This is a genomic window from Pseudomonas tohonis, from assembly GCF_012767755.2.
In the GTDB taxonomy this organism is placed as follows: Bacteria; Pseudomonadota; Gammaproteobacteria; order Pseudomonadales; family Pseudomonadaceae; genus Metapseudomonas; species Metapseudomonas tohonis.
Window position 1 is genome coordinate 2,485,555 of record NZ_AP023189.1, and the last position, 23,121, is coordinate 2,508,675.

Here is a 23,121-nt window from a genome sequence, read left to right on the forward strand (position 1 = left end):
ATGGCATGGCGGGCGGGTCAGAACACGCCGTTCTTGCTGGCGTCGAGGATGCTCGCCTTGTTGTTGTCGTAGTGGATCTGGTTGATCTTGCTGAACGGGTTGGCGACCACGACGCCGGGGAACAGCAGGATCTGCATCCAGGTGCGCACGCTGTCCTGCTTGGTCACCTCGGCCAGCACCTTGCCATCGCGGCTGCGGTAGGTGGTCTGGGTGATCACGCGGTCCTCGGCGGTGGACGGCACCACCATCAGGGTCAGGCCGCTGATGAAGGCCAGCGCCATGCTGCCGTGGCCGTCGTTGGTCACCTTCACCTCGGCGGTGATGTCGGCGTCACCGAAGCCTTCGGTGACCGAGGAGAACAGGTTCGATTCCTTGTAGGCCTTGCCGGTGATGTCCGACCAGGCTTTCACCGTGGCCGGCTGCACGGCGCCATCGACGTCGTTCATCTTGACCTTGCCTTCCACCACGTAGCGCAGCGAGGGCTTCTGCTGCCCGGCTTGCGGCCAGTTGCCGAGATTCTCGGTCTCGCCCGAACGGAAGCCGGCACAGCCGGTGAGCAGGGCCAGGCCCAGGAAGAGGGTGGTGATGCGCAGGACGTGGGTCATTTCGTTTGTTTTCCAAGATCGGATTGGTATTGGTCGAGCAGGTCGGCGAGTGCGCCCTGGCGTTCGGGGCCGCCACTGACCGGGCCCAGCGAGTAGAGCGAAATGCTGCGCTCGCCGTACTGGCGGGTCTGGTAGCTGTAGAGCAGCTTGCCCTGGGCGTCGCTCACCTGGAGGCGGCCGCTGACGTTGGACTCGTCGATGTGGGTGGTGCCGCCGAACCAGATGTAGCCGGTCAGGGTCACGATGGCGAAGGGGAAGTAGCCGCCGTAGGGACGACGGTGGACGTTGTAGGTGTCGAAGCTGAACGACAGCACCTGGTCGTCCGGGGCGATGGCCTGCCCGGGCATGCGCACGTCGCTGAAGCGGTTGCTGGCCTTGAGGTAGTTGCCCAGGCTCAGGGTCATGCCGGTGGACTCGGTCTTGCCGGCGTTCCACTTGACGAAGGTCTTGTCGGTCACCTCGACACGGGCGAGGGCGACGCTTTGCCGGGCAGGGCTGGCGGCTTTGTCGGGGGCGGGGAAGTCGGTGCCCTGGGGCACGGTCACGCAACCACCCAGCAGGGACAGGGAAAGAAGGACAGCGGCGAAAGGCCCCTTCATGTCACGCTCCTTGTGAGAAGAATTCGGTTGGAAGTCATGGATGCCGGAAAACCGGCGGCGGCATGATGCCAATCTGATGGCGGTGCCGCAAGTCGCAGCGCCACCCCGGAGCCAGGAACGCGATCGGGCTCACGGCGTCGGGCAGCCGCGTCATCGCCATCCAACCCGTGCGTTAGCCGCCAAGCGCGGCTAAGCTCCTTCGCTCGGGCCAGGAGCCCCAGGCCAGAGCGGACGGCCGTCCCCCTTCACGATGAGAGGTGATCCATGAGTCAGATCCGCGCCCACGCCATCAGCTATGAAGTCGACGGCCAGGTCTTCGAGGGGCAACTGGTCTATGACCCCAATGTCGAAGACCCACGGCCGGGCCTGCTGATGGCACCCAACTGGTTCGGCATCACCGAAAGCGCCATCCAGACCGCGCGCCAGGTGGCCGAGGAGAGGAGGGTGGTGCTGGTGGCCGACCTCTACGGCGCCGGGGTGCGGCCTGCCGATGCCCACGAAGCGGGGGCCGCCATGGCGCCGCTCAAGGAAGACCGCGAACTGTTGCGCCGGCGTATGCTCGCCGCGCTGCAGGCCCTGCGCGAGCAACACGCGGTGAGGGTCGACCCTCAGCGCCAGGCCGCCTTCGGCTTCTGCTTCGGTGGCACCTGCGCCCTGGAGTTGGCCCGCGCGGGGGCCGACCTCAAGGCCTTCGTCTCCTTCCACGGCGCACTGGACACGCCCGACCCGGCCGCCGCCAGGCGCATCAAGGGCGCGGTGCTGGTGCTCGATGGCGCCGCCGACCCACTGGTGCCCCGCGAGCAACTGCCCGCCTTCGCCGCCGAAATGAGCGCCGCCGGGGTCGACTGGCAGCTGCTCAGCTACGGCGGCGCCGTGCACTCCTTCACCGACCCGGACGCCAAGCGCCCCGGCGTCGCCGAATACAATGCGCGGGTCGCCCGGCGGGCCTTCGCGGCCATGGATGCATTGCTGGACGAAGTCTTCACCTGACCGGTCGGACAGGTGGTTTTGCATTCGCACGCGGATGATGGCATTTTGCCGGTCATGCGCGCGTATCCACTGGCCGGCCCGACATTGACTGACGGGCCGCGACCGTGTTGATTCTTCAGACGCCCGCCCCGCCCGCGAGACCCGGATTCGATGCCCGATCTGTCCCCGTTCTTCTTTGATGCCAACCAGCCCAGCCTGCTGGTCTTCGGCCAGCACGACCCCTGGATGGTGCTGCTGTCGGTCCTGATCGCCATCTTCACCTCCGGCATGGCCCTGCAACTGGCTGGCGTCGCGCGCCTCAGCAGCAGCCGCCTGTATCGCCAGGTGGCCATCTTCACCGGCGCCGCCGCGCTGGGCGGTGGCGTCTGGGCCATGCACTTCATCGGCATGCTGGCCTTCCAGCTGTGCGCCGCGGTGCGCTACGACCCGGCCGTCACCGTGCTCTCGGTGCTGCCCAGCCTGTTCGCCTCCTGGGTGGCGCTGAACCTGCTGGCGCGCAACCAGGTCAGCGCCGTGCAGTTCATCGGCGGCGGTGTGCTGGTGGGGGCCGGCATCGGTGCCATGCACTACAGCGGCATGGCGGCGATGCAGATGGCCCCGCTGCTGCGCTACGACCCCTGGATCTTCGGCCTGTCGATCCTGGTGGCGGTGGTGCTGGCGATCATCGCCCTGTGGGTGCGCTTCGGCCTGCGCCGCCACCTCGGCGGCGTTCCGGCCATCGTCGTCAGCGGCACCGTGATGGGCCTCGCCATCGCCGGCATGCACTACACCGGCATGGCGGCGGCGCGCTTCGTCGGCACCGAGGAGTTCGCCATGCCCCAGGGCGTGCGCGGCAGCTTCTACCTGGCGCTGGCCGTGGCCATGGCCACCATCTCCCTCAGCGTGTTCGTCGGCGCCGCCAATGGCCTGCTGCGCTATCGCCACCTGTTCCGCGAGCTGGAAGCCGGGCGCAGCCACCTGTCCTCGCTGCTGGACGCGGCCTTCGAGGCCATCTTCACCATCGACGACGAAGGCGTGGTGCGTTCGGTCAACCACGCGGTGCTCGGCCTGTTCGGCTGGACGCCCGAGGAACTGGTCGGCCAGCACATGAGCGTGCTGCTGCCCAGCGCCTACGCACGGGACCTGGACCGCGCGCTGGAGCAGTACCGCAGTACCGGCGAGCGCCGCCTGTCCGGCTCCGAGCTGGAGCTGGTCGGGCTGACCCGTGACGGCCGCGAGATCCCCGTGCGCCTCAGCCTCGGCGTCTCCCACCGCGAGGGCCGGCCCTGGTTCGTGGTCTTCGTCGCCGACATCAGCGAGCGCAAGGGCATGGAGGCCGCCCTGCGCGACAGCGAACAGCAATACCGCTCGCTGATCCGCAACATCCCCGGCGTGTCCTTCCGCTGCCTGCTGGACGACGACTGGACCACCCTGTTCATCAGCGACGCGGTGCAGCGCATCACCGGCTGGCCGGCCGAGGACTTCATCGCCCGCCAGCGCACCCTCGCACAACTGATCCACCCCGACGACCGCGAGCGCGTCGCCGACGAGGTCTACGACGCCGCCCGCAAGGGCCGCAGCTATGTGGTCGAGTACCGCCTGCTGGACCGCGAGGGCCAGGAGCACTGGGTGTGGGAAAGCGGCAGCGTCGAACTCGACGAACAGGGCCAGGCGCGCTGGGTCGACGGCGTGCTGCTGGACCAGACCGAGACCAAGCTGCGCAACGCCGAGTACGAAGGCAAGGTCAACGCCATCAGCAAGGCCATGGCGATGATCGAGTACGACCTCGACGGCCACGTGCTGGAGGTCAACGAGAACTTCCTCGACCTGTTCGGCTATTCCCGCGAGGAACTGCTCGGCCAGCACCACGGCCTCTTCTGCGACCCCGAGCTGGTGGCCAGCGAGCGCTATGCCCGCTTCTGGCAGGACCTGCGCCAGGGCATGTTCCGCTCCGGCGAATACCGGCGCTTCGGCAAGGGCGGCCAGGACGTGTGGATCCAGGCCACCTACAACCCGATCCTCGACGCCGACGGGCGCCCCTTCAAGGTGCTCAAGCTGGCCACCGACCTGACCCCGCGGCGGATCATGGAGCAGGACCTGCGCAACGCCCGCGACCGCGCCGAACAGGCCGCGGCGGCGCGCAGCAGCTTCCTGGCCAACATGAGCCACGAGATCCGCACGCCGATGAACGCCATCATCGGCTTCTCCGAACTGCTCCTGGACACACCGCTGAGCGAGAGCCAGCGCCGCCACCTGCGCACCGTGCAGCACTCCTCGCGCTCGCTCCTGGGGCTGCTCAACGACATCCTCGACACCGCCAAGCTGGATCGCGGCGCCATCGAGCTGGAGCACCTGGACTTTTCCCTGCGCGAGCTCTGCGAACAGGTCTGCGCGGCCCAGCGCCTGGGCGCCGAGAAGAAGGGCCTGGCACTGCACCTGGACTACGCCGCGCACCTGGGCGACTTCTTCAAGGGTGACGCGCTGCGCCTGCAGCAGGTGATCACCAACCTGCTGGGCAACGCCGTCAAGTTCACCGAGCGTGGCCAGGTGCGCCTGGTGGTGGACGGTGCCCCCGGCGCCCTGCGCCTGGCCATCCACGACACCGGCATCGGCATCGCCGAGGACCGCCTGGAAAAGATCTTCGACCCCTTCGCCCAGGCCGACGCCTCCATGAGCCGTCGCTTCGGCGGCACGGGCCTGGGCACCACCATCTCCCGGCAGCTGGTGGAACTCATGGGCGGGCACATCCGCGTGCAGAGCCGCGAAGGCGAGGGCAGCGTATTCACCGTCGAAGTCCCCCTCGGCCGTGGCGCCCAGGTGCGCCAGGGCGAGCAGCGCCCGGTGGCGATCCCGGTGCTGCCGCGCCTGCGCATCCTCGCCGCCGACGATGTGGCGCAGAACCTCGAACTGCTGGAAATCAACCTCAAGCGCCTCGGTCACGAAGTCAGTGGCGTCACCGATGGCCGCGCGGCGGTCGAGGCCTTTGCCGCGCAAGCCTTCGACCTGGTGCTGATGGACGTGCAGATGCCCGGCATGGACGGCCTGGAAGCCACCAGCCTGATCCGCGGCTTCGAACGCCGCGAAGGGCGCCCGCCGGTGCCCATCATCGCCCTGACCGCCAGCGTGCTCGACCGTGACCGGCAGAACGCCCTCGACGCCGGCATGAACGGCTTCGCCAGCAAACCCCTGGACGTCCCTGATCTCATGGCCGAGATGGCCCGCCTGCTGGAGGGCCGCCAGGCCGCCGTCATCGATACCGTGCCCCTGGAGCGCGAGGTGGCCGCGCTGTTCGACTGGAACCGCGGCAAGGACCTCTGGGGCGGCCCGGTGCAGATGGCCGCCGCCATCGCCCGTTTCCTCAAGGAGCAGGACGACCTGCTCGCCCAGCTGCGCGCGGCGCTGGAACGCCAGGCCCTGGCGGATGTGGCGGCCATCGCCCACCGCCTGCGCGGCGCCGCCGCCAACCTCGGCCTGGGCCAGATGGCCAGCTGCGCCGGTGACCTGGAGCGCTGCGGGCTGGCCGGCAAGGTGGCCGAGCTGGAGCCGCTGCTGCACACCCTGGAGCGGGTGCTGGACACCGTGCGCGACGCGCTGCCGCTGTTCCCCGGCAGCGCCGCGGTGCCGGTCGCCTCGGGCCCGGTGGACCTCACCCCCCTGATCCAGGCCGGCCGCGCCCTGGCTCAGGAACTCGAGCGTGGCGGGCTGGACGACGCCGCGCTGGAGACCCTGCGCCAGGGGCTGGAAGGCCGGCCCGGGCATTCGCGCTTGCAGGACCTGCAGGGCGCCATGGATGATTTCGACTTCGACCAGGCGCTGCGGCACCTCCACGACCTGCTGGCCTGGCTCGAGACGGGAGAGATTTCCGCATGACCGCTACCACCCCGGACAACCGCCTCTGCCTGCTGCTGGTGGACGACGAGCCCACCAACCTCCAGGTGCTGCGGCACATCCTCCAGGACGACTACCGCCTGCTGTTCGCCAAGGACGGGGCCAAGGCCCTGGAGCTGGCCGGGCGCGAGGCACCGGACCTGGTGCTGCTGGACGTGATGATGCCGGGCATGACCGGCCACGAGGTCTGCGCGCGGCTCAAGGCCGACCCCGCGACCCGCACCATCCCGGTGATCTTCGTCACCGCCCTGGCCGACGTCGAGGACGAGGCGCGGGGCTTCGAGGTCGGTGCGGTGGACTACATCACCAAGCCGGTGAGCCCACCCATCGTCAAGGCCCGGGTGCGTACGCACCTGTCCCTGGTGCGCCTCGACGAGCTCAAGCAGACGCGCCTGCAGATCGTCCAGCGCCTGGGCCTGGCCGCCGAGTACAAGGACAACGAGACCGGCCTGCACGTCATCCGCATGAGCCATTACGCCCGCATCCTCGCCCGCGCCCTGGGGTGGAGCGAGTCGGCCTGCGAAGACCTGCTCAACGCCGCGCCGATGCACGACGTGGGCAAGATCGGCATCCCCGACGCCGTGCTGCGCAAGCCCGGCAAGCTGGATGACGAGGAGTGGCAGGTGATGCGCGAGCACGTACGCATCGGCGCCGAGATCATCGGCGAGCACCCCAGCGGGCTGCTGCGCATGGCCCGCGTCATCGCCCTGACCCACCACGAGAAATGGGATGGCAGCGGCTACCCCAATGGCCTGCGGGGCGAGGAGATCGCCATCGAAGGGCGCATCGTCGCCATCGCCGACGTCTTCGATGCCCTTACCAGCGAACGCCCCTACAAGCGGGCCTGGTCGGTGGAGGACGCCATCGCGCTCCTGCGCGAGCAGAGCGGCAGGCACTTCGATCCGAGCCTGGTGGAACTGTTCATCAGCCAGATGCCGGCCGTCCTGGAAGTGAAGGAGCGCTGGGCGGAAGGGCAGGTGCAGTAGCCGCCCGGGTGCCGCAGGGCGGGCCGGGCGGCCCTCCGCCTCAGCCCGCCGCCTTCACCCCGAAACAATGGCCAGGCTCCGGGAACCGCCCCGCACGAACATCCCCGGCATAGGCCGCCAGCGCCCGTTCGATCTGCGGCGCCAGCTCCGCGTAGCGCTTGACGAAGCGCGGCTGGTAGTCGCCGAACAGGCCCAGCACGTCCTCGCTCACCAGCACCTGGCCGTCGCAGGCGGGCGAGGCGCCGATGCCGATGGTGGGGATCGCCAGCTCCTCGGTCAGCTGCCGCGCCAATGGCTCGGCGGTCCCCTCGACGACCACCGCGAAGGCGCCGGCCGCCTGCATCGCCAGGGCGTCGCGGCGTATCCGTCCGGCGCCGGCGGCGTCCAGTCCCTGGGCCTTGAAGCCGCCCATGGCGTTGACCTGCTGCGGCATCAGCCCGACATGGGCCAGCACCGGCACGCCCCGGCGCACCAGGAACTCCACCGTGGCGGCCAGCTCTTCGCCGCCTTCGAGCTTCACCGCCGGGGCACCGGTTTCGCGCAGCAGCCGCGCGGCGTTGACGAAGGCCTGCTCGGGGCTGGCCTGGTAGCTGCCGAAGGGCAGGTCCACCGCCACGCAGGCGCGGCTGGAACCCCGCATCACCGCCTGGCCGTGGGCGATCATCATCTCCAGGGTCACGCCCAGCGTGCTGGGCATGCCATAGAGCACCATGCCGACGGAGTCGCCGACGATGATCAGGTCCGCTTGGGCGTCCACCCAGCGCGCCATCGGCGTGCTGTAGGCGGTCAGCGCCACCAGGCTGCCGGCGCCCTTGCGCTGGCGGATGGCCGGGACGGTGAGTCGGGCGATGGGGCAATGGGTGCTCATGAAAGGCTCCTGGGCAGTGCACGGATGGGCGTGGCGCAGGCTAACATCGGCATTTTCCTGCTCACTTGAGCAAAAGGGACAGTCGATGTCGCCAGCGAGACAAGCACCGCCCGCCGTTCCCCCGATCCCCGACTACCCGCGCCTGCCGCGCCCGGTCTACCTGCGCATGTTCGATATCCCGGCGGGCCACCCCATCGAGATGCACAGCCACGACTGGGTGCAGTTCACCTATGCCCGCGCCGGGGTGATGCAGGTGCTCACCGAGGGGCACAGTTACCTGCTGCCCCCGCAATGCGCGCTGTGGATTCCCGCCGGGGTCCGCCACACCGCCTACAGCGAGCGGGCCATCGAGTTCCGCAGCCTGTACCTGGACGCCTCGGTGCTGGACGGCTATCAGCGCGAGTGCGCCGTGCTGCAGGTGACGCCCCTGCTGCGCGAGCTGATGGAGCGGGCCTCGGGCTTCCCCCGTGACTACCCGGAGCAGGGCGCCGAGGCGCGGCTGTTGCGTGTGCTGGTGGATGAGGTGCGCAGCCTGGAAGAGGCCCCCTTCAGCCTGCCGTTACCGCGCGATGCGCGGCTGCGGCGGATCACCGACGCCTTGCAGGCGGACCCGGCGGACAACCGCGGCATCGAGGCGTGGGCGGGGCAGGTGGGGGCCTCGCGGCGAACCCTGGTGCGGCTGTTCCAGGCCGAGACGCAGCTGTCGTTCCGCGAGTGGCGGCAGCGCCTGCGCCTGCTCGCGGCGCTGCCCCTGCTGGCCGACGGCATGAGCGTCACCGCCCTGGCCAGCGAGCTGGGCTATGACTCCCTCTCGGCCTTCATCGCCCTGTTCCAGCGCCACTACGGCTGCACGCCGGGCGTCTACGGAAGCCGCCTGCGCGGCTAGCGCGGCAGTTCGATGCGCGTGGTCTCGCCGGGCACGTGCGGCCAGTCGCCGGCGGCCCAGCGGGCGCGTGCCGCGTCGATGCGCTGCGGGTCGCTGGACACGAAGTTCCAGTTCATCCGTCTCGGGCCGTCCAGCGGGGCACCGCCGATGATCACCAGGTGCGCGCTGCCACAGGCGGCCAGGCTGAACTGCACGCCCTCGGGCAGCACGGTGAGGGTGTTGATGGCCAGCGGCTGGTCGTCCAGCAGCACCTCGCCGTCCAGCAGGTAGACCGCGCGCTGTGGGTGCTCGGTGGGCACCAGCAGGGTGGCGCCGGCTTCCATGTGCACGTCGGCGTAGAGCGTCGGGGAGAGCACCGGCACCGGCGACTCCAGGCAGAAGCCGCTGCCGGCGACCAGGCGGATGCGCACGCCGAGGGCGTCCTGCTGCGGCAGGCTGGCGGCGCTGTGGTGGCTGTAGCTGGGCGCGCGCTCCTCTTCCTCGCGGGGCAACGCCAGCCACACCTGCAGGCCGTGGATGCGCGAGCCGCTGGCGACCCGCTCGGCCGGCGTGCGCTCGACGTGGGCGACACCGGCGCCGGCGGTCATCCAGCTGACATCGCCGGGCTGCACGCGCTGGTCCGAGCCGAGGCTGTCCTTGTGCTGCAGCTCGCCCTCGAACAGGTAGGTGAGGGTGGAGAGCCCGATGTGCGGGTGCTGGCGCACGTCCATGCCCTGGCCGGGCGGGTAGGCGCTGGCGAGCATGTGGTCGAAGAACACGAAGGGGCCGACGCTGCGGCACTGGGCCGCCGGCAACGGACGGAGGATGGGCAGCCCGGCGACTTCTTCGGCGCGGGGGCGGAGGGTGAGGATGTCGTTCATGCTGGGCTTCCGGCGCGGTGGGTGCGCAAGCATAGCGCGTCCGCGCGGGAAGCCCAGAGAGGCGGGTTACTGGCTGAAGTCGCCTTCGGCCAGGCGGGTCTCGATCTTCACCTCGGTGGTGGTCATCAGCTTGTGCAGCGGGCACTTGTCGGCGATGCGCAACAGGGTGGCGCGCTGGTCGTCGGTGAGCGCGCCGCGCAGGGTGAGCTTCACGCTCATGCCGTACAGGCCTTCCTTCTCCTTGCTGCTGTCGTGGACGACTTCGACACCGATGCCGGTCAGCGGGATGTCGTGGCTGCGGGCGTAGAGGGTCACGGTGAGGGCCTTGCAGGCACCCAGGGCGACGTCGAAGTAATCGTGCGGCTCCGGCGCGCTGCCTTCGCCACCCAGGGCCTTGGGCAGGTCGGTGAACAGCTGGTGCTCCTCGCCGACCTTGATGCTGTGGCGATAGCAGTCCGCGGATTCGGTGGTGACGGTGATGGTCATTGGCAGTCCTCTGCGTGGTGTGGGTAGGCGGTCCTGTTCGCTTAGAGGCCGCCCACCGCCTGAGTGTTCCCGTGACCGTTCAGAGCAGCGCGCTGAGGCGTACATCGGCGCCAAGCACGCGTTGCAGTTCGCCACGGGGTCCGAAAACCGGCACCGAGACGGTGAAGCAGAAGTCGTCGGTGGCGGACGAACGGTACACCGGCGTGATGTGACTGGCGAGGCCATCGGCGACCGCGCGGAACCAGGGGCGCTGGGCCCAGTTGCGGCCCTTGCAGGAGTCGCCCTGGTGCGGCACGTCGAGGGCGAAGACGTTTTCCGAGAGCTGGGTGCCGGTGCGATCCACCAGGTAGAACAGCTCGATGTGCGCGTCACGCTTGAGCGTCTCGCCCAACAGGGCCTCGGCCTGTGTGACCTCGCCCAGCAGCGCCGGCTCGCACGCCAGGCGCTCGATGCTGCGCTGGATGTCGCGGTGCATTTCCAGGCGGAAGTCGCCGAGGCCCTGCAGCAGGCGGTCGCCGTCCTCGCGCACGGCCTGGCTGTGGCGCAGCACCTGGCCGGCCTTGCCCAGCAGCTCGGCGGCCACCTGGGCGATGTTCTGCACGTCGCCGTTGATCGAACGCACGGCCTGGCCGATCTGCTCGGTGCCCGAGGCGATCTGGCCGACGCGGCCGTCCAGCTTGTCCATGGCCGCGCGGGTGCTGTCCAGGCCGGCGCCCACCTGCAGCATGCCCTGGTGCCCTTCGGCCACGGCCTGGTGCATGCGCTCACCGGCTTCGGCCAGCTGCGCCATGCCATCGCGGAAGCGTTCGATGATGCCGCTGACCTGGGTGGTGGCGTCGGTGGTGTGCCCGGCCAGGCGCCGCACCTCCTCGGCGACCACGGCGAAGCCGCGGCCGTGGCTGCCGGCGCGGGCGGCCTCGATGGCCGCGTTGAGCGCCAGCAGGTTGGTCTGCTGGGAGATGCTGGCGATCACGCCTATCACCTTGCTGACTTCCTCCAGTTGGCCGGTGAGGTTGCCGATCACGCTGCCCAGTTGCTGTTCGCTGGTGCCGATGGCATCCACCTGGCGCAGCACGTCCTGGCCGTTGCGCTGGCACTGGCGCAGGGTGCTGGAGACGTCGCCCGAGAGCTTCGCCACCTCGGCGGCGCCGGGCACCAGTTCGGCGTCGAGGGTGGTGGTGACCTCTTCGCTGGCGCTGGCGATCAGCTCGGACGACTGCGCCAGCAGTTGCCCGCTCTGCTGGTTGGCGGCGGCGATGCGTGCCAGCTCGGGGGCGTGGGCGGCAATGCCTACGGCGGCGCCGAGGCTGGTGCGGATGCGCTGTTGCAGGCCATCGACGAAGCCGTTGAGGCGGGCCATCAGCGGCGTGCCGGTGGGCAGGCGGGTGGTCAGGTCATGGGCGGTGAACAGCGCGTCGAGCGCGCCTTCGTCCGTGGCGCGGCGTGCGGGGCGCAGAAGCTGCAGCATGGCGATATCCCTCTCGTTGGGTCTGCGGGAGGTGCTGCAAGCGAAGTGCCATTACGGCACGACTGGGATTTGCCGGGCGCAGGGGCGGCCGGGTTGCACCGGCACGGGTCGGGTGGGGCGCCCAGGCGCTACTTGAGTGCAGCCGGGTGGTACCAGAGCTCGTCGCGCTCGATGGGGGTGCCTTCCGGCAGGTCGGGGTTCACCAGCTCGATCACCCGGCGCCTTTCCATGCGCGCGCGGCGCAGCGTCTCGCCGTGGTAGCGCTGGAACAGGCGCTCGAAACTGCCGTCGACGATGGCCGCCTCCAGGCCGCGCTGGATGACGGCGGCCAGCTCCGGGCGCTGGCGCGAGGTGAAGAAGTAGAAGGCGGTGGGGTAGTGCAGCACCAGGTGATCGTCCACGGCCAGGTGCAGGCCGTCGGCCTCGGCGCGGCGCTGTTCGTCCCAGGCCACCACCACTTCGCGGGGGAACAGCTCGAAGCGCCCGGCGTCGAGCATGCGGAACAGGTTCTCGTAGCCCGGCGTGGTCACCACGGTGAGGCCGTTGGCGCGCAGGATGTCGGTGTCGGGCCAGTCATGGCGCTGGCCCATGCGCAGGGCCTCGAGCTGTTCGCGGCGGGTGACGCCGGCGAGCAGGTCGCGCTGGTCGGCGCGCACCAGGAACACGCGCCAGCTGATCAGGCCCTTGTAGATGGGGATGCGGATCGGCAGCAGGTCGGCTTCGCGCTCGCGGGTGGTCATGGTCCACATCAGTTGCACGCGACCGTCGTTGCGTTCCAGGGACAGCTGCGCGCGGGACTGCGGCATGGGCTCCAGCGAGGGCTCCAACTGGTAGTCGCCGCCGCTGTGGGCCAGGGCCAGCCGCAACAGCTCGACCACATAGGCTTCCGGGTCCTCGCCCTTGGAGTGCAGGGGATAGACCAGGCGCTCGCCGGCAGAGGTGGCGAGGGCGGCGAAGCACAGCAGGAACAGGACGCAGCGCGGCATGATGGAATTCTTGTGGTCGAGCCTGCTGCAGCATAGTCGCAGTAGGCCATCAGAGCATCCACCTGAACCCGGCGGGCGTGGCGCCGGTCTACCTTTGCCATGACCGTCAGGAGGACGCCCCTTGCCCATCGCCCGCCATTGCCTCGCCGCCATCCTTGCCCTCAGCGCCTGCGCCGCCCAGGCGCGGGACTACCGCTACAGTGATTCGCACCTGCACTACGTGGACTTCTTCCAGGAAAGCGAGGGCATGCAGGGGCTGCTGAAGGCCATGGATGCGGGGGCCATCGACCACGTGATGATCTCCGGCATCCCGGTGGCCAAGAAGTGGCACGAGGACGAGCCCAAGCGCCCGCGCTACTACGCCGGCGACGATGCCGACGCCTACTGGTACACCGCCACCGATACGCTGGTGGCCGCTGCCGTGAAGACGCTGCCGGAGGACCAGCGCCACCGCTTCCATCCCTTCCTCAGCGGCTTCAACCCCAACGACAAGAACTCCGATGCGCACATCCGCCGCATGCTGGAACTGGACCCGGGCCTGTGGCAGGGCATAGGCGAGGTCTTCACCCGCCACGACGACCTCACCGCGCTGATCGACGGCGACACCCCGCGCGCCAACAACGAAGCCATGTCGCGCATCTACCACCTCGCCGCCGAGTACGACCTGCCGGTGATGCTGCACTCCAACATCACCTCCAAGCGCGAGCGCAACCCGCTGTACCTGGCGGAGATCGAAGAACCCCTGCGCAACCACCCGCACGTACGCTTCATCTGGGCCCACGCCGGCACCAGCATGGAAATCCACCGCCACCAGAAGAAGCTCGACTTCCTCCTGCCCACCCTGAAGCGCATGCTCGGCGACTACCCCAACCTCTACGTCGACCTCTCCTGGACCGTGCTCCAGCCCTACCTCCTGGACAAGAACGGCAAGCCCGACCCGGAATGGCTGAAGCTGGTGGAGAAGTACCCCGAGCGCTTCATGCTCGGCTCGGACGTGGTCGGCCGCTTCGAGGGCCTGGGCGAGTACCTGCGCGCCTACGACCCCTTCCTCGACGCCTTGCCCGAGGACGTGGCCAAGCGCGTGGCGCGGGACAACTTCCTCGCCGTGCTGCCGCGCAACCCCAAGCACCTGGAGCATATCGCCGCCCCGTGATGCCGGGTTCAAGCCCGCCAGCGGCACGGTGCCAGGGGTGGCGTAGGGTGGAGGTCGCTTTTCACCTCCACCAATCGGTGTCCCCGGTTGCGCCTTTCTTGCCGATTGACCCTGTTCTTCGTAGGAGCGACTTAAGCCGCCGGTCAGGCTGCCGGGTTGCCCCGACGTTCCCCGGCAACACCGCCGGTGGCTGAGAGGAGCGCCATCCACCCTACGCAGGGTACTCCCCGGCGACCCGGCCTAGACCGGTACGCTGCCGTAGCCCGGGGTGCGGTACATCCACAATTCCGGGAGCACGGCCTGGGTGACCCAGCGCCGCAGGTTGCGGTTTTCCGGGTGGTAGCAGTAGGTGAAGAGCAGCGCATGCAGGCCGGATTCGCTGACCACGGTTTCCTCCTCGAAGCCGCCGTTGGCGGTGCGCAGGTGCACGCGCTGGCGCTGGTCGTCGCAGAGGTTGGCGAGCAGGCGTTCGTGGAGGTCGGTGTTGAGCAGGCGGCGCAGGTCGCGGGTGGAGAACCAGGCCTCGTGGCCGATGAGGAAGGCGCGCAGCTGGCGGCGGTAGCGCAGGAAGTGGCGCGGCGTGATCTGGGGAAGCGTCATGGCAATGCTCCGTCCATAGGGCTGGGGAGCCGCCACCGAATCCTTGAAGGGTGGCGGACCGTGCGAGTGTGGAAGTACCGGGCAAACCAACCGGCCGGGCCGAAACCCGCTCGCACAGTCCGCCATAGACTGCCGACGTGTTGCATGTCGCTATGGCGATAGGTTTGCACTGCAACGGGCTTCCACACCCGGTTGTGCCCCGAGGGGCACAACGGCGGGAACCCTAGCCAAGCCCCTTGTAGGCCAGCAATGCAGTTGCCACGTAGGAATTTTCAGGCGGCACGCTTGTAGGGGCGACTTCAGTCGCCAAGCAGCCCGCAGGGCTGCCTCGGCACGGTGTTCCCAGGAAGCACCGCCGGTGGATGAAAAGAGCGTCATCCACCCTACGCATCGGCCAGCTCCTCACGTGATTTGGCGCACTGCCGTAGGTTGGCGCCGAGCGCAGCGAGGCCCAACGGTGCGGGGATCAACTTCGCGCGTTGGGCTTCGTACCTCAGCCCAACCTACGGAAGCCGTGTTTCCCTGCAGCACCGCCGGTGGATGAGAAGAGCGCCATCCACCCTACGCCCCGGTCAGCCTCGCAGCCGGGTCTCAACCTGTCATCAGTTGGTCATGAAGGTGTCATAGCCTCGCGCCATCTCAACCAAGGAGCGAGACATGAAAGCAACCCGACTGAGTGCACTGATCGCCCTCGGCCTGGCATCCGGCGTGGCGATGGCCGACGTACGGGTCGAGGGGCCGATCGAGTTCGGCGTCTTCGAAAGCCGTTACCAGGACTACCAGCCCGGCGAGCGCGTGCTCACCAGCAGCACCCAGAACATCCTGCCCACCGACCAGGTGCCGGCGAAGCTCGGCACCAAGTTCGGCATGCGCTACACGCTGGTGGGCAAGCGTGAGAACGACACCCCGCTGACCCTGCTCTACCTCACCCCGGGCGTGACCACCCCCGATGGCGTGCGCCACGACAAGTTCGAGGTGATCCAGAAGATGGCGCCCGGCGCGCCCCAGGACGTGATGGCCTACGAATTCACCGAGACCCACGAAGTGGTGCCCGGCGAATGGCGCTTCCTGGTGTTCCAGGGTGACCGCCTGCTGGCTGAGAAGCGCTTCGACGTGCGCTGACCGACCTGCGTTGCGAAGCGGACCCGGCCTTGTGCCGGGTCTTTTCGTTTCTGGCCGGATATCACCCACCGTAATGGCGTTTCGTGGTGGTTTACGGTGGGTTCTTTCCTAAAAAATTACTGTTTTTAGCCGAATTGGACGGTTGGCAGTACGTACACACTTTGTTACCTTGCCTGCACTATCGTACCAATTAGCGATTCCCGCTCATTACAAGAACAACAGCGTGACCGTCGCCGGCGTGCATCCCGCGACGAAGATGGATACCTGCGAGAGCGCCGCCGAGGCCTGCCTGAACCGCCCGGACGCCGCTCCGCAGCCGAGAGAAAACAACAAAAGGGCCGGACGTAGAGCCAGCCCAGAAATCTTGGCCGTCAAGGGAGGTACGTTTGCTATGAAGAGGCATATCCGCTTATCCGGACTCGGATGCAGGCCCATGCAGGCGGGGGCTGCCTTCGGGCTGTTGCCCCTGCTGATCGCCGGGTCCGCGCAGGCCGTCGAGTTCAGCCTGATGGACAACCAGCTCAGCGGCTCCATCGATACCACGCTGTCCTACGGCGCCATGTGGCGGGTACAAGGCCGCGACAAGGACAACATCAGCGACATCAACGCCGACGACGGCAACCGCAACTTCGACACCGGCCTGGTTTCCGAGGTGTACAAGGCCACCTCCGACCTCTCGCTGAAGTACGACAACTACGGCGCCTTCGTGCGCGGCACGGCGTACTACGACACCCAGATCATGGACAAGCGCAACGACTACTACGGCACCACCGGTGGCGTGGAGCGGCCCAGCCAGTCCTTCCCCGATGACCATTTCACCCAGGACACCCGCCATATCGCCGGGCGCAAGGGCGAGATCCTCGACGCCTACCTCTACGGCAGCTGGGATGTGGGCGCGATGCCGCTGGGGGCCAAGGTGGGCCGGCAGGTGATCAACTGGGGCGAGGGCGTGTTCTACCGGGGCGGGGTCAACACGGTGAACCCGGTGGACGCGGCCAAGTTCCACCTGCCCGGCTCCGAGCTCAAGGAGGTGCTGGTGCCCATGGAGGCGCTGAGCTTCAACCTGGGGCTGACCGACAATCTGTCCATGGAGGCCTTCTACCAGTGGAAGTGGAAGGAGACGCGCCTGGACCCGGTGGGCACCTACTTCTCCGAGACCGACCTGTTCGCCGATGGGGGGCATACGGCGTATACGACCTCGACCGAACTGGCACCGCTGATGCCGCTGTATGACCTGTTCGCCGGCGCCGGCCTGCTCGGCAATGGCGCCAATGGGCCCAACGCCTACCTCAATGGCGATACCGGCGTGTTCAAGGTCGCCAATATCGGCAAGGACCTGCAGGCGGATGATTCCGGCCAGTTCGGCGTGGCCTTCCGCTACATCGCCGAAGAACTCAACTCCACCGAGTTCGGCTTCTACTTCGTCAACTACCACGCCAAGGAGCCGCAGATCGCCATCGATCTGGACGGCTATCAGGGCGTCGACCTGACTGCCCTGGGCGGTGCACTGGCCGGCAACAGCCTGCCGCCCGAGTACGCCGGTGCACTGGCGACCTTTGACCTGGCGAGCAACGCCCAGGCGCGTCGCCGCTATGTCGAAGACATCCGCATGTACGGCTTCAGCTTCAACACCACGGTGGGGGACGCATCCGTCTCCGGCGAGATCGCCTACCGGCCCAATGCGCCCATCGCCATTTCCGCCACCGATGACCTGCTCAGCGACCTGTTGCTCCAGGGCATCAATGGTTCCGACCTGGTCAATTCCGGGGTCGCCAACGATGCCGCCTGCGCAGCCGTCTCCGGCAAGCAGCTCTGCCGCAGCTCGATCTTCGACAACTACGAGCGGGCCGAGACCTACAACCTCTCCCTGTCCACCATCTACAACTTCGGCCCGGCGCTGAGCTTCGACTCGGTGATCGGCGTCGCCGAGGTGGCCTCGCAGCACATCCGTGGCAGCAGCCTGAAGTACACCGCCTTCGACGGCTCGGTGCGCAAGTTCTCCAGCACCACCGACAAGGCCTACGAGGATGATCGCACCACCGACAGCGACCAGATCAGCCGCGACAGCTACGGCTATACGCTCTTGGTGTCCGGCAGCTGGAACGACGTCTACGCCGGGGTGAAGCTCTCGCCCTACCTGGTGTTCCAGCACGACTTCCAGGGCAATTCCGACCGCACCGGCAACTTCATCGAGGGCCGCAAGGCGCACACCCTGGGGATCGACGCCTCCTACCTGAACAGCTTCGAGGTGGGCCTGCAGTACACCGAGTACTACGGCGCCGGGCGCAACAACAGCACCCGCGACCGCGACAACGTCTCGCTCACCGCCAAGTACTCGTTCTGATGCCAAGCGCCCGGCCGTGATGCGCCGGGCCGTACAAGACAGGGAGATGCACCCCATGTTGAAGAAATACTCGTTGCTGCTGGCCGCCATCGTGCTCGCCGGCGGTGCCACCGACGCCCTGGCCGCGGTCTCCGCCGAGCAGGCCGCCACGCTCAAGTCGACCCTCACCCCGCTGGGCGCGGAGCGGGCCGGCAACGCCGCCGGCACCATCCCCGCTTGGACCGGCGGCATCACCCAGGCGCCGGCAGGCTACAAGGGCTCGGGCCAGCACCACATCGACCCCTTCGCTGCCGACCAGCCGCTGTTCACCATCACCAAGGCCAACCTCGAGCAGTACAAGGCCAACCTCACCGACGGCGAGATCGCCCTGTTCAACGCCTACCCGGAAAGCTTCCAGATGCCGGTCTACCCGACCCGGCGCTCCGGCTCGGCGCCGCAGTGGGTCTACGACAACACCCTGAAGAACGCCACCACCGGCAAGCTGCTCAACGGCGGCAACGGGTTCGCCGACGCCTACGGCGGCATCCCGTTCCCCATCCCGCAGAACGGCCTGGAGGCGATCTGGAACCACATCACCCGTTATCGCGGCACCTACATCGTGCGGCGCTCGGCGGAGGCGGGGGTGCAGCGCAACGGCGCCTATTCCCTGGTCACCTCCGAGGACGAGGCGCTGTTCCGTTTCTACGACCCCAAGGGCAGCTACGCCGACCTGCAGAACACGCTGTTCTACTACATGACCTTCACCACCGCCCCGGCGCGCCTGGCCGGCAACGGTGCGCTGGTGCAGGAGATGCTCGACCAGGTCAAGGAGCCGCGCCAGGCCTGGGGCTACAACCCCGGCCAGCGCCGCGTGCGCCGCGCGCCGACCCTGGCCTACGACACGCCGATCGAGTCCACCGACGGCCTGCGCACCGCCGATGACACCGACATGTACAACGGTGCGCCGGACCGCTACGACTGGACCCTGGTGGGCAAGAAGGAAATCTACATCCCCTACAACAACTACAAGCTCACTAGCCCGGAGGTGAAGTACAAGGACCTGCTGCTGCCCGGCCACGTCAACCCGAAATACACCCGCTACGAGCTGCACCGGGTGTGGGTGGTGGAAGGCAAGCTCAAGGCCGGGGCGCGGCACATCTACTCCAAGCGCACCCTGTACCTCGACGAGGACAGCTGGGGCGCCGCCGTGGTTGACCAGTACGACGGCCGCGGCGACCTGTGGCGCGTGTCCCTGGCCTACCTGAAGAACTTCTACGAGCTGCCCACCGTGTGGACCGCGCTGGACACCTTCCACGACCTGCAGGCGCGTCGCTATGGCGTGCAGTGGCTGGACAACGAAGAGGCGGGCACCGTGGACTTCAGCCAGCCATCCCCGGGCGACGCCGCCTTCAACCCCGCCGCGTTGAGGCGCAAGGCATCGCGCTGAGGGCTGTTCGAGTGGCCCCCCGCGTTCGCGAGGGTGACGGGGTGTGCGGAGGTAGTCGACTGCACCGTCATCCCCGCGAACGCGGGGACCCACTAAACGCAGCTTTTTAGTGGACCAGCAGGGCTGCTCGCCGCAGCGGCGCCGCGCTATATTCCCCGCGTTCGCATTGACGATGAGCGAGGGACCCATGGCCGGGCAGGTCAAGATTCTGGTGGTGGACGACGATTCCGAGGTACGCGAGTTGCTGCAGGACTACCTGGGCGGCCATGGCTACCAGGTGGAGCCCGCCTGCGACAGCACCGGCATGCGCGCGGCCCTGGCCGCCGGCCTGCCGGACCTGGTGCTGCTCGACGTCGGCCTGCCGGGCGAGGACGGGCTGAGCCTGGCGCGCTACCTGCGTGAGCACCACGACCTGCCGGTGATCATGGTCTCCGGCGCCGGCAGCCCGGTGGATCGCACCATCGGCCTGGAGGTGGGCGCGGATGACTACGTGGCCAAGCCCTTCGACCCGCGCGAGCTGCTGGCGCGGGTCAAGACGGTGTTGCGCCGTTACCAGCGCGTGCCCAGCGCCGTTGCCGTGGAGGCGCCCGCCGAGGCCGGCAACTGCCTGCAGCTGGGGGCCTGCCGCCTGGACCTGGACCGCCACCAGCTGTTCGATGCCAGCGGTGCGGAAATCCCCCTCACGGCCATGGAGTTCGACCTGCTCCAGGCCTTCGCCCAGCGCCCCAACCGGCCCCTGTCCCGCGACCAGTTGCTCAACCTCACGCAGAACCGCGACTGGAACCCCTTCGACCGTTCCATCGACATCCGCATCGCCCGCCTGCGCCGCAAGCTGGAGACCGACCCCGACAAGCCCCAGGTGATCCGCACCCTGCGCGGGGTGGGCTACATGTTCGTGCCGGGCTGATCGCCGCCCCATCCTACGGACGGCCCGGGTGCCTTTGTTTCAATTGTTTCAACGGCGTTGTACCCCCTCAAAAGGCGGGGGCCGGCTCTCTATACTCCAGCCATCACCCAGGCTCGTGGAGGCCTTCCGATGAGCCAGACGGCACCCCGCCCGCTGTTCGATGGCGCCGCCGAGCACCAGCTGCGCCAGATCGTCGACAACAGCAGCGCGGTCATCTACGTGAAGGACCTGGATGGCCGGCTGCGCCTGGTCAACCGTGCCTTCGAGCAGCTGTTCCGGGTGCGCGCCGAGGAGGTCATCGGCCACACCGACCACGAGTACTTCCCGAAGGAGCTGGCCGATGTGCTGCGGGCCAACGACCTGCAGGTGGTGGAGCAGGGCCGCGAGCAGGAGTTCGAGGAGCGGCTGCCGTTCAACGGTGTGGTGCGCACCTACCTCTCCAGCAAGTTTCCACTGTTCGACGGCGAGGGCCGGGTCACCGCCGTGTGCGGCATCTCCACCGACATCAGCTCGCGCAAGAGCGTGGAGGAGGTGCTGCGCTACGTCGCCCTGGGCATCTCGGCGGCCACCGGCAACGAGGTGTTCGAGGCCATCGCCCGCTACATGGTGCGTTCGCTGCACGCCGACTTCGCCTACGTCAGCCGCATCAGCGACGAGGGCCCGCACAAGCTCACCACCCTGGCCATGTACTACTCCGGCAAGCTGCGCCCCAACTCCACCTATGCGCTGGAGGGCACGGCCTGCAGCCACGTGCTGGGCAAGGCCTTCCACTTCGTCGGCAGCAACCTGCTGGAGTGCTACCCCGGGGATGCGGTGTTCCGCGCCTATGGGGTCGACAGCTACGCCGGCTACCCGCTGTTCGCCAGCGACGGGCGCCCGCTGGGGCTGATCGCCGCCGGGCGGATGGGGCCGATGAAGGAGCGCGAGCGGGCCGAGTCGGTGCTGCGCATCTTCTCCGTGCGCGCGGCGGCGGAGATCGAGCGGCTGGAGGCCGAGGCGAGCTACCGGGCGATCTTCGCCGGCTCCGAGGACGCCATCCTGGTGCTGGACATCGACAGCGGCGCGCTGGTGGATGCCAACCCGAGGGCCTGTTCGACCGTCGGCTACAGCTACGAGGAGATGCTGGGGCTGGACATGGACGCCTTCAGCGCCGGCTACGAGCCCTATACCGCCAGGCAGGCGGCGGGCTTCCTCGCACGGGCGGCGGCCGGCGAGCCGCAACGCTTCGAGTGGCACCGGCGCAACCGCGACGGCAGCCTGCACTGGGACGATATCTCGCTCAAGCGCGTGACCCTGTCCGGTGTCGACCGCATCCTGGTGTTCTGCCGCGAGATCACCCAGCGCAAGGAGGCCGAGCAGGCCCTGCGCGCCAGCGAACTGCAGCACCGCGCCATCGCCGACACGGCGCTGGACTGCTTCATCGGCATGGACCGCGCCGGGCGCATCCTGGCGTTCAACCCCGCGGCCGAGCGCTGCTTCGGCATCGCCCGCGACGATGCCCTGGGGCAGTGGCTGCTGAAGCTGATCATTCCCGAGCGCTTCCACGAGGTGTATGAGCGTGCCTTCGAGAGCTACGCCCAGACCGGCACCGGGGATTTCCTCGGCAAGCGCATGGAAGTGGTCGCCCAACGGGCCTCCGGCGAGGAGTTCCCCGCCGAGCTGGCGCTGACCCAGGTGAGCGGGGACGAGGGGCCGCGCTACATCTGCTACCTGCGCGACATCACCGAGCGGCGCCAGGCCGAAGAGGAGAAGGCACGCCTGGAGCAGCAGCTGCGCCAGGCCCAGCGCATGGAGGCCATCGGGCACCTCACCGGCGGCATCGCCCACGATTTCAACAACCTGCTGACCAGCATGCTGGGCTACACGGTGATGGCCCAGGAGCATGCCGAGTCCCTGCATGACGAGCGCCTGGGCAAGTACCTGACGCGGGTGCAGCGCTCGGCGGAGAAGGCCCGCGACCTGATCCAGCAGATGCTCACCTTCAGCCGTGGCAGCCGGGGCACGCCGCAGGTGGTGGCGCTGGACCTGCTGCTGGGCAACTTCATCCGCCTGGTGGATTCCACGCTGCCGGCCACGGTGGAGGTGGAGACGCGCCTGGCCCATGACCTGCCGCCGGTGCTGGCCGACCCGGTGCAGCTGGAGCAGGTGCTGATGAACCTGTGCATCAACGCCCGCGACGCCATGAGCGGGGTCGGCCGCTTGCGCGTGGGGCTGGAGCCGGCGCGCTTGCAGGCCGGCGTCTGCGCCTCGTGCCAGCAGCGCATCGACGGGCAGTTCGTCGCCCTGACCGTCAGCGACAGCGGCCCGGGCATCGACGCGGCGTTGCGGACGCAGATCTTCGAACCGTTCTTTTCCACCAAGGCCAGCGGGCAGGGCAGCGGCATGGGCCTGTCGATGGTGCACGGCATCGTCCACGAGTACGGCGGCCACATCCAGCTGGACAGCTCGCCGGGGGAGGGCGCTACCTTCCGCATCCTGATCCCGGCCCACGACCAGGCGCCGCTGGCCGCACCGGCGGCGGGGCCCGTGTGCGAGGCGCTGCCGCCACGCTCGGCCCTGCGCGGGCGGGTGGCGGTGGTGGACGACGACCCCGTCGTCAGTGAGTTCATGGGCGAGTTGCTGGCCAACTGGGGGCTCGCCGCGCAACTGTTCGGCGACCCGGAGGAGGCCAGCCGGCAGCTGTGCGCCGATGCCTACGCCTGGGATCTGGTCATCCTCGACCAGAGCATGCCGCGCCTCACCGGCCTGCAACTGGCGCGGCGCCTGCTGGCGGCGCGGGCGGACCTGCCCATCGTGCTCTACACCGGTTTCAGCGACAGCCTGGTGGAGGCCGAGGTGCAGGCACAGGGCATCAAGGCGCTGCTGACCAAGCCGCTGGACCAGGGGCGCCTGCATCGTCTGTTGCGCAACTGGCTGCCAGGTGCCGGCGACGGATACCAGACTGAAACAAACTGAGCGGTCGCTGCCA

General features: G+C 68.5%; 18 protein-coding genes. 10 read left to right on the top strand and 8 right to left on the bottom strand.

The window, feature by feature from the left end:
• Positions 1–17: 17 nt before the first annotated feature.
• Together HSX14_RS11390 and HSX14_RS11395 are read right to left on the bottom strand one after the other, a co-directional pair.
• Positions 18–605: a hypothetical protein gene (locus HSX14_RS11390; RefSeq protein WP_173179498.1), complete on the bottom strand. Its 588-nt coding sequence runs from the start codon at positions 603–605 to the stop codon at positions 18–20.
• Positions 602–1,204 (bottom strand): hypothetical protein, encoded by a 603-nt coding sequence (locus tag HSX14_RS11395; RefSeq protein ID WP_173179496.1) that lies wholly within the window; start codon positions 1,202–1,204, stop codon positions 602–604. The genes HSX14_RS11390 and HSX14_RS11395 overlap by 4 nt, the downstream gene beginning before the upstream one ends.
• 264 nt (positions 1,205–1,468) lie before the next feature.
• Between HSX14_RS11395 and HSX14_RS11400 the strand changes: the two genes are divergently transcribed.
• From HSX14_RS11400 to HSX14_RS11410, 3 genes are all read left to right on the top strand, one after another.
• Positions 1,469–2,194 carry a dienelactone hydrolase family protein gene (locus HSX14_RS11400; RefSeq protein WP_173179494.1) on the top strand — a complete coding sequence of 242 codons (726 nt, stop codon included), beginning with the start codon at positions 1,469–1,471 and terminating at the stop codon, positions 2,192–2,194.
• A 150-nt stretch (positions 2,195–2,344) separates the two neighbouring features.
• Positions 2,345–6,043 carry a PAS domain S-box protein gene (locus HSX14_RS11405; RefSeq protein WP_173179492.1) on the top strand — a complete coding sequence of 1,233 codons (3,699 nt, stop codon included), beginning with the start codon at positions 2,345–2,347 and terminating at the stop codon, positions 6,041–6,043.
• A complete protein-coding gene (locus HSX14_RS11410; protein ID WP_173179490.1) occupies positions 6,040–7,047 on the top strand; it encodes an HD-GYP domain-containing protein in 1,008 nt (335 codons plus the stop codon). Before HSX14_RS11405 ends, HSX14_RS11410 begins: the two co-directional genes overlap by 4 nt.
• A 40-nt stretch (positions 7,048–7,087) precedes the next feature.
• Here HSX14_RS11410 and panB read toward each other — a convergent pair whose 3' ends face one another.
• Positions 7,088–7,915: a 3-methyl-2-oxobutanoate hydroxymethyltransferase gene (gene panB, locus HSX14_RS11415; RefSeq protein ID WP_173179488.1), complete on the bottom strand. Its 828-nt coding sequence runs from the start codon at positions 7,913–7,915 to the stop codon at positions 7,088–7,090.
• 85 nt (positions 7,916–8,000) lie between these two features.
• Here panB and HSX14_RS11420 point away from each other — a divergent pair, with 85 nt between their 5' ends.
• The gene (locus tag HSX14_RS11420) at positions 8,001–8,801 is read left to right on the top strand and encodes an AraC family transcriptional regulator (RefSeq protein WP_173179486.1); all 801 of its coding nucleotides are present in this window, start codon (positions 8,001–8,003) and stop codon (positions 8,799–8,801) included.
• On the opposite strand, the gene HSX14_RS11425 is transcribed toward HSX14_RS11420, so the two are convergent.
• The 4 genes from HSX14_RS11425 to HSX14_RS11440 form a co-directional block, all read right to left on the bottom strand.
• Positions 8,798–9,661, bottom strand: a complete 864-nt coding sequence (locus HSX14_RS11425; protein WP_173179484.1) for a pirin family protein — start codon at positions 9,659–9,661, stop codon at positions 8,798–8,800. The two genes, HSX14_RS11420 and HSX14_RS11425, sit on opposite strands and share 4 nt — an antisense overlap.
• Positions 9,662–9,727: 66 nt before the next feature.
• Positions 9,728–10,147 (bottom strand): OsmC family protein, encoded by a 420-nt coding sequence (locus HSX14_RS11430; protein WP_173179482.1) that lies wholly within the window; start codon positions 10,145–10,147, stop codon positions 9,728–9,730.
• A gap of 79 nt (positions 10,148–10,226) precedes the next feature.
• Positions 10,227–11,615, bottom strand: coding sequence for a methyl-accepting chemotaxis protein (locus HSX14_RS11435; protein WP_173179480.1), 1,389 nt, complete (start codon positions 11,613–11,615; stop codon positions 10,227–10,229).
• Positions 11,616–11,743: 128 nt separating this feature from the next.
• Positions 11,744–12,601 carry a substrate-binding periplasmic protein gene (locus HSX14_RS11440; protein ID WP_197970218.1) on the bottom strand — a complete coding sequence of 286 codons (858 nt, stop codon included), beginning with the start codon at positions 12,599–12,601 and terminating at the stop codon, positions 11,744–11,746.
• Positions 12,602–12,722: 121 nt separating this feature from the next.
• Here HSX14_RS11440 and HSX14_RS11445 point away from each other — a divergent pair, with 121 nt between their 5' ends.
• The gene (locus HSX14_RS11445; protein ID WP_173179478.1) at positions 12,723–13,754 is read left to right on the top strand and encodes an amidohydrolase family protein; all 1,032 of its coding nucleotides are present in this window, start codon (positions 12,723–12,725) and stop codon (positions 13,752–13,754) included.
• 240 nt (positions 13,755–13,994) lie between these two features.
• Here the strand turns inward: HSX14_RS11445 and HSX14_RS11450 are convergent, their stop codons facing one another.
• Positions 13,995–14,354, bottom strand: a complete 360-nt coding sequence (locus HSX14_RS11450) for a BRO-N domain-containing protein (protein WP_175384249.1) — start codon at positions 14,352–14,354, stop codon at positions 13,995–13,997.
• Between the two features lie 657 nt (positions 14,355–15,011).
• Between HSX14_RS11450 and HSX14_RS11455 the strand changes: the two genes are divergently transcribed.
• The 5 genes from HSX14_RS11455 (at position 15,012) to HSX14_RS11475 (ending at position 23,108) form a co-directional block, all read left to right on the top strand.
• Positions 15,012–15,476, top strand: a complete 465-nt coding sequence (locus HSX14_RS11455; protein ID WP_173178321.1) for a DUF3859 domain-containing protein — start codon at positions 15,012–15,014, stop codon at positions 15,474–15,476.
• Positions 15,477–15,867: 391 nt separating this feature from the next.
• The gene (locus tag HSX14_RS11460) at positions 15,868–17,820 is read left to right on the top strand and encodes a DUF1302 domain-containing protein (RefSeq protein ID WP_173178322.1); all 1,953 of its coding nucleotides are present in this window, start codon (positions 15,868–15,870) and stop codon (positions 17,818–17,820) included.
• A gap of 55 nt (positions 17,821–17,875) precedes the next feature.
• On the top strand, positions 17,876–19,246 hold the full coding sequence (locus HSX14_RS11465; protein WP_173178323.1) for a DUF1329 domain-containing protein: 1,371 nt from the start codon (positions 17,876–17,878) through the stop codon (positions 19,244–19,246).
• Between the two features lie 187 nt (positions 19,247–19,433).
• Positions 19,434–20,153, top strand: coding sequence for a response regulator (locus tag HSX14_RS11470; protein ID WP_111263457.1), 720 nt, complete (start codon positions 19,434–19,436; stop codon positions 20,151–20,153).
• A gap of 129 nt (positions 20,154–20,282) precedes the next feature.
• Positions 20,283–23,108 (top strand): hybrid sensor histidine kinase/response regulator, encoded by a 2,826-nt coding sequence (locus HSX14_RS11475; RefSeq protein ID WP_173178324.1) that lies wholly within the window; start codon positions 20,283–20,285, stop codon positions 23,106–23,108.
• The last annotated feature ends 13 nt before the right edge of the window (positions 23,109–23,121 follow it).

Excerpts from the sequence above, each read along its gene's own strand:
- HSX14_RS11390 (WP_173179498.1), bottom strand. The coding sequence starts at position 605 with ATGACCCACGTCCTGCGCATCACCACCCTCTTCCTGGGCCTGGCCCTG.
- HSX14_RS11395 (WP_173179496.1), bottom strand. The coding sequence starts at position 1,204 with ATGAAGGGGCCTTTCGCCGCTGTCCTTCTTTCCCTGTCCCTGCTGGGT.
- HSX14_RS11400 (WP_173179494.1), top strand. The coding sequence starts at position 1,469 with ATGAGTCAGATCCGCGCCCACGCCATCAGCTATGAAGTCGACGGCCAG.
- HSX14_RS11405 (WP_173179492.1), top strand. The coding sequence starts at position 2,345 with ATGCCCGATCTGTCCCCGTTCTTCTTTGATGCCAACCAGCCCAGCCTG.
- HSX14_RS11410 (WP_173179490.1), top strand. The coding sequence starts at position 6,040 with ATGACCGCTACCACCCCGGACAACCGCCTCTGCCTGCTGCTGGTGGAC.
- panB (WP_173179488.1), bottom strand. The coding sequence starts at position 7,915 with ATGAGCACCCATTGCCCCATCGCCCGACTCACCGTCCCGGCCATCCGC.
- HSX14_RS11420 (WP_173179486.1), top strand. The coding sequence starts at position 8,001 with ATGTCGCCAGCGAGACAAGCACCGCCCGCCGTTCCCCCGATCCCCGAC.
- HSX14_RS11425 (WP_173179484.1), bottom strand. The coding sequence starts at position 9,661 with ATGAACGACATCCTCACCCTCCGCCCCCGCGCCGAAGAAGTCGCCGGG.
- HSX14_RS11430 (WP_173179482.1), bottom strand. The coding sequence starts at position 10,147 with ATGACCATCACCGTCACCACCGAATCCGCGGACTGCTATCGCCACAGC.
- HSX14_RS11435 (WP_173179480.1), bottom strand. The coding sequence starts at position 11,615 with ATGCTGCAGCTTCTGCGCCCCGCACGCCGCGCCACGGACGAAGGCGCG.
- HSX14_RS11440 (WP_197970218.1), bottom strand. The coding sequence starts at position 12,601 with ATGCCGCGCTGCGTCCTGTTCCTGCTGTGCTTCGCCGCCCTCGCCACC.
- HSX14_RS11450 (WP_175384249.1), bottom strand. The coding sequence starts at position 14,354 with ATGACGCTTCCCCAGATCACGCCGCGCCACTTCCTGCGCTACCGCCGC.
- HSX14_RS11455 (WP_173178321.1), top strand. The coding sequence starts at position 15,012 with ATGAAAGCAACCCGACTGAGTGCACTGATCGCCCTCGGCCTGGCATCC.
- HSX14_RS11460 (WP_173178322.1), top strand. The coding sequence starts at position 15,868 with ATGAAGAGGCATATCCGCTTATCCGGACTCGGATGCAGGCCCATGCAG.
- HSX14_RS11465 (WP_173178323.1), top strand. The coding sequence starts at position 17,876 with ATGTTGAAGAAATACTCGTTGCTGCTGGCCGCCATCGTGCTCGCCGGC.
- HSX14_RS11470 (WP_111263457.1), top strand. The coding sequence starts at position 19,434 with ATGGCCGGGCAGGTCAAGATTCTGGTGGTGGACGACGATTCCGAGGTA.
- HSX14_RS11475 (WP_173178324.1), top strand. The coding sequence starts at position 20,283 with ATGAGCCAGACGGCACCCCGCCCGCTGTTCGATGGCGCCGCCGAGCAC.